The organism is Eggerthella sp. (genome assembly GCF_048329335.1).
Classification (GTDB): domain Bacteria; phylum Actinomycetota; class Coriobacteriia; order Coriobacteriales; family Eggerthellaceae; genus Eggerthella; species Eggerthella lenta.
Window position 1 is genome coordinate 1 of record NZ_DBFEGU010000239.1, and the last position, 6,471, is coordinate 6,471.

The 6,471-nt window shown below is 65.0% G+C and carries 5 protein-coding genes and 1 pseudogene; 3 read left to right on the forward strand and 3 right to left on the reverse strand.

Annotated elements, in window-relative coordinates:
* Together ACMO6A_RS07815 and pxpB are read right to left on the reverse strand one after the other, a co-directional pair.
* Nucleotides 1-196 (reverse strand): annotated as a pseudogene (locus tag ACMO6A_RS07815) (KipI antagonist); the annotation flags it as partial.
* 1 nt (nt 197) lies between these two features.
* Nucleotides 198-926 (reverse strand): 5-oxoprolinase subunit PxpB, encoded by a 729-nt coding sequence (pxpB, locus tag ACMO6A_RS07820; protein ID WP_009305753.1) that lies wholly within the window; start codon nt 924-926, stop codon nt 198-200.
* A gap of 92 nt (nt 927-1,018) precedes the next feature.
* Between pxpB and ACMO6A_RS07825 the strand changes: the two genes are divergently transcribed.
* Both ACMO6A_RS07825 and ACMO6A_RS07830 read left to right on the forward strand, forming a co-directional pair.
* Nucleotides 1,019-1,732: a sulfite exporter TauE/SafE family protein gene (locus tag ACMO6A_RS07825; protein ID WP_009305754.1), complete on the forward strand. Its 714-nt coding sequence runs from the start codon at nt 1,019-1,021 to the stop codon at nt 1,730-1,732.
* A 71-nt stretch (nt 1,733-1,803) separates the two neighbouring features.
* Nucleotides 1,804-2,244: a universal stress protein gene (locus ACMO6A_RS07830; protein WP_009305757.1), complete on the forward strand. Its 441-nt coding sequence runs from the start codon at nt 1,804-1,806 to the stop codon at nt 2,242-2,244.
* A gap of 159 nt (nt 2,245-2,403) precedes the next feature.
* On the opposite strand, the gene ACMO6A_RS07835 is transcribed toward ACMO6A_RS07830, so the two are convergent.
* Nucleotides 2,404-4,206, reverse strand: coding sequence for a helix-turn-helix transcriptional regulator (locus tag ACMO6A_RS07835; RefSeq protein WP_009305759.1), 1,803 nt, complete (start codon nt 4,204-4,206; stop codon nt 2,404-2,406).
* Between the two features lie 240 nt (nt 4,207-4,446).
* On the opposite strand from ACMO6A_RS07835, the gene ACMO6A_RS07840 reads away from it, so the two are divergent.
* Nucleotides 4,447-6,213 carry an FAD-dependent oxidoreductase gene (locus tag ACMO6A_RS07840; RefSeq protein ID WP_009305760.1) on the forward strand — a complete coding sequence of 589 codons (1,767 nt, stop codon included), beginning with the start codon at nt 4,447-4,449 and terminating at the stop codon, nt 6,211-6,213.
* Nucleotides 6,214-6,471 lie beyond the last annotated feature (258 nt).

Sequence of the window (6,471 nt, forward strand, 5' to 3'; positions counted from 1 at the left end):
TGAAGCGCACCGTGGGTCCCGCCAGCGCGAATTCCAGCACGGGTGCGCCGGGGTCGTTCTCCACCAGGAGGTTCGCGATGGCGAACGCGCGATGATCCATCACGCCGTTCGTGGAGAAGCCGCTGCCCTGATAGCCGAAGCGCCCCACGTCCTGGATGGTGGTGATCACACCGGGTTTTTTGACGACCAGACCCATGCTACTCGCCTTCCACGAAGATGCCGTACGAATACGTGCCCGCGGCCAGCTGCGCTTCGATGGCGGTGTACTCGTCGGGCGTGATGGGCACGAAGCGCAGGTACTCGCCCGCTGCGTACAGGATGGGTTCCTCACGATCGGGATCGTAGGGTTTGAGCGGCGTGCGCCCGATGATCTGCCAGCCGCCGGGGGAGGCCAGCGGGTAGATGCCCGTCTGCGCGCCGCCTATCCCGACGCTGCCCGGCTCGATGCGCGTGCGCGGCACGGCCAGGCGCGGCGTGTGCAGGCGCTCGTCGAGGCCGCCCAGGTAGGCGAAGCCGGGAAGGAAGCCCAGCATGTCGATGAGGTAGTCGCGCTCGGTGTGGATGGCGATCACTTCGTCTTCGGAAAGGCCTGCCAGTTGCGCCACGTTCGCCAGGTCGGGGCCGAACTCGCCCCCGTAGCACACGGGGATGGGCACGATCTTGCGGATGCTGAGGTCGGCCTCGCCCACGTCGCGCAGCTTGGAGCGCAGCTTCGTGGACAGCTCGTCGAACGTGATGACCAGGGGGTTGTAATACACCATAAGCGAGCAGAACGTGGGCACCAGCTCGGTGATGCCCCGAATGGGATCTGCGGTAAGGTTGTCTGCGGCCATGCGGATCTTGGCGCTCGTCTCCGCGGATATCGCATGGGCGAATTCCAAGTTGAGCGCCGAGTCTCCTGCGATGGTGATGGTGAATCCCGCCATGCAATTCCGTCCTCTGGCGTGTGCGTCGTCTTATGATGTGCGCCCCGTGCTACACTTGTAGGCTGGTCACATAGATAAGGATTGTAGCATATATGGAAAAAGCGCTTTTCCTGGCCGCGTTCTTTTTCGCATACACGGTCCAGGCCATCACGGGATTCGCAGGGAACATCTTCGCCATGCCGGTGGGCACGACGCTGCTGGGCCTGGAATCTACGGTGTCCATCCTCAACGCGATGGGCTTTTTCGCCTGCGGCTTGCTGACGGCGCTCAACATCAAGAGCGTGAATTGGCGCGAGCTTGGCAAGATCCTGGGCGTGATGATCGTGTTCATGGTGCTGGGCATTTGGCTGGATACCCTGGTGCCCCTGCATATCCTGTTGAAGATCTACGGCGTGATCATTGTGATCATCGGTATCAAGAACCTGGCGGTGCCCCAGCAGAAGTTCATGCCGGAATGGGCGCTGTGGATCATTCTCGCTCTGGCCGGCCTGATCCAAGGCATGTTCGTGTCGGGCGGCGCGCTGCTGGTCATCTACGCGGTGCAGAAGCTGCGCGATCAGCAGCAGTTCCGCATCACGCTTTCCGCCGTGTGGACCGTGCTCAACCTTATTTACGCAGGCATCGCGTTTCAGCAGGGGCACTTCACGGGCGACGTCGTCCAGATCATCGTGTTCTGCGTGCCGTTGGCCGTGCTGGCCACGTTTCTGGGCAGCAAGCTGCAGAAGAAGATCAGCCAGGAAAGGTTCCTCAAGCTCACGTACGTGCTGTTGTTGTGCGTCGGCGTCATCTTGCTGGTTACGTCGTAGCGTTCGGCGGCGCGCGGAGGTGCTGCTTGGGGTACAATGACCCCAGATGCAATCGAGGGAAAGGAACGACCATGGCGCAGGAATACGCTCGTATCTTCGCCGCGCTCGACGGCGCGTCGACGCAGGAAGCGGTCGCGCAGCGCGCGGTGACGCTCGCTGCGGACAACCACGCGAAGCTCATGTTCGGCCACGTGATCGATTCGGTTCCCTACGAGGCTTCGGGCGTCGATTTCGAAGCGCTGTGCGCCGAGGGCAAAAAGCGCATCGAAGCCGACCTGGCCGACGTGTTGGCTGCGGCGCGCCAGAACCCGGACATTCCTTCCGTGGAGGTGTCTGTGCATGCGGGGCGCATCGCCGACACGCTGGAGCACGAGCTGATCGAGCCGTTCGAGCCGAACCTCGTGGTGTGCGGCGAGCGCGGGCTGTCGAACATCAAGTACGTGTTCGTGGGCAGCGTGTCCACGTTCCTCATCCGCAACCTCCGCTGCGACGTGCTGGTGGTGAAGCAGTAGGGAACGAGGCAGAATGAGACAGGTGAACGGGGCCGATGGCTCGCTCCGTTTTCTGCGAGAAGAAGCGAATCGCTCGATCGGTTGGAGCCGGTCGGGCGATTCTCGTTTCAGCCCGCCGAGGGGGGGTAGGGCTTGACGACGGGCATCGTGCGCTGTCGGCTACCCCTCGCGGCACAGGTCGATGATGTCCTGCTTGGAGTGGACGTCGAGCTTTCGGTACACGCGCTTCGTATACGTCTTCACGGTGTTCTCCGAGACGTCGAGAGCGCGCGCGATGGCGGCCACCGTTTCCCCGAGGGCCAGCAGCTCGAGCGTTTGACGCTCGCGGTCGGTCAGGCCGTGTTGGAGGGCTAAGCGCTCGCACGGGTTCGCGCGGGTGACCGCGAGGGGCGCTGATGCCGGTTGGTCGTCTCCGACGGCGCATTGTCGCCCGAAAGCCTCGGTTTCGGGTGCAAAAGCGCGGTTTTCGGGCGACAATGCGTCCGTGGAGTGCGCGGGCGCGACGTCGGCCAAGCGAGGCTGGCGCATGAAGGCCGCCAGTTCCGCACGGGTATGCACGTCGAAGGCTCGGTAGATCTTCTGCGTATGGTATTTCACGGCGCTCGGCGAGAGGTAGAGATCCTGCGCGATGCGCGCGATGGTGCGACCCTCTAGAAGCTGTTTGAAGACGGTGGTTTCCAGATCGCTCAGCCCGTAGGCGGCGGCGACGAGATCGGGTTCGGGCGCGGCGACGATCTGGATCGGCGCGGAGGCAAGCCGGGTTGCGTCGGCGGGTTCCGAGGCGGCGCCGCCGGACGGTCGCGCGTCTTGCTCGGGCGGCGGTGAAGGCTGCGGATCGCTGCGGCGCGGGATGCGCTCGCGGCCAAGGAGCCAGGAAGCACCCAGCATGACCAGGTACAGCGTTCCCAACCCGATGAGGGCGAACCCGGCGTTCGTCCCCGGAAGGTACACGCGGGTCAGCGCACCCGCTTCCGTTCCCGCCAGCAGGCACAGCAGCGAAACCGTGTCGCTTGCAGCGTACAGCGGCATGACGGGTATGCGCGCAGCCTTTCCCACTTCGGCGATGGTGCAGGCCAGCACGATGCCGCACATCATGTAGCCCGTGGTGGCCAGTGTGCCGGCAATAGCGGGAGGGACGGCTTCCGTCAGCCCTGGCAGCACCAGCAGGCCCAGCGCGGAAAGCGGCAGCGCCACGCGGTAGCTGCCTTCCAGCTTGAACGGCTGGCGAAACAGCAGCGCGGGCACCGACATGATGACCAGCACGCAGGCGGAAATCCCCAGCACGAGGTACTGCATGAGATCGGGATCGATGTCGGGTTGCCCCGATAGGCTGGTGACGAACCCGCTGAGCAGGGCGAACAATCCTACGGCGAGCACGCCTTTGCCCACAAGCGGCGCGACGTCGGCTATCTGGCTGGAGAAGGTGCGCTCGATGGGCCGTGCGACGCGCAGCCGGGTGGCGCAGGCGCATGCCGCCAGCAGCGATGCCAGGGTGATGGGGATGTACCATTCCTGCGGGTATTGCAGCACGATCGCGCACAGCGCGGTGGCGGCCGCATGGCTGCCCAGCAGGAACAGGTAGCTGGTGCGGTAGGAAAACATCGGCAGCGCCGACAGCCACAGCAAGCTGAGCACCGCCTGGCCGACGCCGATGAGCACCGTGCCCGCCACGAACCCGGGCTGCACGCCTGCGCTGCATGATCCCGGCACCAGCGCGAATCCTATGCACAGCGCTACGGCGGCGAAACCGGCCGCCTTCGAGCCAAGGGGCTCGTGCGCGACGTTGCGGTACCGCAGGGCGACGGCTACGAACGCTGCTGCGTGCGTAGCGCCGAGCACCGGCATGTATGTGCCGTCGTCGAATGAGGGCACGCTGGCGAACGCGGTGGTCGCATGGTAGCTGAGGATATTGGCAAGCAGGAGAAACGCATATCCTGCGTAGCATGCTGCGCGCGTAGCCATGTTCGATCTCCCCTCCATGCCCCGAGCCATCCGCTTCCCGTGCGGATGCCGCGCCCTGCCCTACATGATACCCGTCGCGAAGCGCCGCGCTGCTCATTTTGGCCGTTTCGGGTGACAGAAAACCGGGTCTTGGCGGCTCTGGGTGATGCCCGTTTGCCTGCCGCTTCGTATGCTGGAGGCGTGGTTGGCGGCCTTTCGGCGGTCGTCCATTTCGTCAAAGGAAGAGGGAAGGGGATCATTATGAGAGAGCAGAAACTCACCCGTCGCACGTTTCTCGGCTTGGGCGCGACAGCTGCGGTGGCCGGGGCGGCCGGCCTCGCGGGATGCGCGCCGGCTGCGAAAAGCGATGCGGGCGCAGACGCAGGCGCGGCCGAGGGCGGCGCGGCAGGTTCGGGCGGCGCAGCGACGGGCGGCAACCCCACCGAGTTCGTGCCGTCGTTCATGAACCCGCCGGCGCCCGTCGACGAGTCGAAGGTAACCGAAACCGTCGACGTCGATGTGTGCGTGGTGGGCCTCGGCCTGGCGGGCGTGTGCGCGCTGCGCGAAGCCGCGGAGTCGGGCGCGAAGACGTTCGGCTTCGATAAAGGTTCCGACGTGGGCTACCGCTCGGGCGAGTTCGGCACGTTCGGCAGCGAGATCCACAAGCAGCTGGGCATCGAGCAGCCTGAGACGCAGGAAGTGGTCAACGAGCTGATGAAGGTCATGGGCAACCGCCCCAATGCGCAGCTGCTGAACTATTGGATCGCGAACTCCGGCCCGGACTTGGACTGGTACATCGGCACTGCCGAGCACGAGCTGCTGACCAGCGACCACGACGTGCCCACCGACCCCGAGAAGCCCTACGTGTTCCCTGAGCGCTTCCCGGTGAACGAGAACTACAATTGGCGCGAGGAGAACTACCCGTGCTTCCCCGGCATGGTGCACCTGCTGCCCGATCACGGCTGGGCCATGCACGGCACGCTGGAGGCCGCGCAGAAGGCCGGCGCCGAGGCGCGTTTCAACCTGAAGGGCGAGCAGCTCATCAAGGAAGGCGACAAGGTGGTGGGCGTGTACGCGTCCGACGAAGACGGCAACATCGTGCGCGTCAACGCGAAGAAGGGTGTCGTGCTGTCGTGCGGCGACATGTCCAGCGACACCGAGATGCTGACGTACTACGCGCCCCAGGCCACAAAGTACGGCTGCTTCTTCAGCACCATGGACAAGAGCGGAAAGCCGGTGAACACGGGCGACGGCCACAAGATGGCCATGTGGGCCGGCGCGGTCATGGAGGACGGCCCCTATGCCCCGATGACGCACAGCCTGGGAACGAACTCCGTCGGCATCGACCCGTTCCTCATGGTGAACCAGGACGGCAAGCGCTTCGCCAACGAGGACGTGGGAGCGCAGGAGCTGCAGAACGCCATCAAGCGTCAGAAGGGCGGCGTGTCGTACCAGATCTTCGACAGCAAGTGGAAAGAGCAGCTGTCGGCGATGCCCCAGTGCTTCGGCGGCGTGACGCACTACATCCCGCCCGAGCAGGAAGCCGAGTACGAGCACGCCATCAACCACTTCGCTGCGGGCTACGCCTCCGACACGTACTTCCAGGGCGAGATCGAGCAGGGCTCCATCATCCCGGCCGATTCCATCGAGGAGTTGGCGAAGGCCGTGAACATCCCGGCTGACGCGCTGGTGGAGACGGTGGAGCGCTACAACGAGCTGGCGCACGCGGGCAAGGACGCGGACTTCTCCAAGGTGTCCACGCGCCTGTTCCCCATCGAGAACCCGCCGTACTACGCGGTGCCGTTCGGCGACTCGGGCATGTTGGTGCTGATCGGCGGCATCGACTGCGACGTCGACTGCCGCGCGCTCGATGCCGAGAAGAACCCGGTGCCCGGCCTGTTCGTGGCGGGGAACACCATGGGCGGCCGCTTCCTGGTGGACTATCCCGTGACGGTGGCCGGCGCCAGCCACTCGATGGCCATGTCGTTCGGTCGCCTGGCCGGTCGCAAGGCGGCAGAAGGCAAGTAGCGCGAAGCCCTGCGGCGCGCGCGCTGCGCGAGGCCTCCTGTACCGTACCGCCCAAGGCCGCTCGCCTCCCTCCCCGAGCGGCCTTGGTCTTGCGCGGCGCTACTGCGGCAACACGTAGCGCCGCGCTGGTCCGAAATCGTCCGGCAATCGTCCGACAATCGTCCGAAATCTACCGGCGATCTACCGAAAATCGTCCAAAATCTACCGAAATCTACCGGTCGGTGTGTAAGCGGGGGCGGTTGGGCGGGGCGTCGGGGT